Raw genomic sequence first — 1,392 nt, 5'->3', positions numbered from 1 at the left:
GGCCGCGTACGGGTTGAAGTTGAAGCCCGGCGTCGTCAGGAAGGACATCTCCAGGTTCCACGATTCGCCCAGGAATGTCGGCAGGCCCGCGGTCAGCAGGTCGATGTCGGTGTAGCTGACGGCGGCGCTGCTGTCGGTGTCGATGCCCAGCCAGATCTTGCAGCCCTGGCAGCCCCGAATGTCGTAGGCAAAGTCGAAGCTCCAGTTCGCGTAGTTCTTGCCGTCTGGCAGGTAGACGCCACCTTGCGCCTGGAAATTACGCACGCCGTCATTGGCCAGGAAGGCGCTGTTCTTGTACGCATGGGCGCCGACGGCGACCTTCACACCGCTGGCCGCCACAGCGGCGAACTGCACGGTCTCCAGGCCGCTGCTGCCCGCAGGCGGCCAACCATCCGCCGCCGTCAACATCGTCAAGGCGGCATGCGCCGAGAGCGGGGCCAGGCCGGCGAAAGCCGCCGTGGCAAGCATCTTCTTGATCATCTGTTTGTCTCCAGTGTGGGCAATGTTTTGCAGGCCCTGTTGACGCAACGACACGCTTTGGGGCGACGCACAATCCCTAGCGCATCAACCATGCCAACACCTCGCCGCTTGTAGGACGGTCCAGTAGGACGAGCACCGCAGGCAACCTTGAAATGCCCCCACGGTTGAAGGTGGAAATTCCCTCGACATGCGGCAAACCCTAGGGTTAGGCCATTGCGCTGAAATGACCCGTCAGGAGATTGCCACCCAATGCCGATCAGATATCCGGTTAACGATCAGTCGCCGCGCTGAACGGCTTTCGAGAATCGTTTCACGCCGGCATCCTGAGCCGTCGCCTGGCGTCCAGCATTGATCAGCCTGTCGATCTGCTCCGCGGGCAGCTTGAGCCGCGTCGGAATCGCGTTCAGTGCCTGCTCCTCGGTCTCGGGCAAATCAGCAAAGCTGATCTGGGTGACGCTGAACTTGATGTCCTCGCAATGCCATTCCGGGTTCAGCGCCCGCAGCGCGGCCTTGCGCTCGTCGCTGAGACTGCAGCGATAGGTCACCAGGTCGCGCTCCCAGTTGCGCACCATGGGCACAAAGCTCGCGTAGCTCATGCGCATGGTGCTCTCGATGGCCGTGTCGACGGCGCCGGATGCGATCTCCATGCCCGAGGGGCCGGCCACCTCGCGAGCCCAGTCGGCGCTCGGGCCCTGGCCGGCATCGACGACGATGAAAAGCAGGCGGCGCATCGTCGCCGCGTCCTGCTCGGGGATGGGGCCATAGGGCGTGTTCAGCAGCACGCGGCTTTGCAGGATGGCCACCAGGCCGAGGTTGTCGGTCAATCCACCGTCGACGAGCTTCAGATAGCGGCCCGCCTTGGGGTCGGCGTTGTCGCGGAACAACCGCGCTAGCGCCAGCCGCAGCCGGTAC

Annotated in this window: 1 protein-coding gene and 1 pseudogene; both read right to left on the bottom strand. The window is 63.9% G+C overall.

Features of this window, described 5'->3' with window-relative positions; genetic code table 11:
* Window positions 1–480, bottom strand: a 480-nt coding sequence (locus tag AC1DU6_RS31220; protein WP_477862014.1) for a hypothetical protein, incomplete at its 3' end; no start/stop codon positions are given.
* Between the two features lie 275 nt (window positions 481–755).
* Window positions 756–1,392, bottom strand: a pseudogene (locus AC1DU6_RS31215) (patatin-like phospholipase family protein); the annotation flags it as partial.

This window comes from Roseateles sp. P5_B10, assembly GCF_056400485.1.
This window is presented reverse-complemented; position numbering and strand designations above follow the sequence as displayed.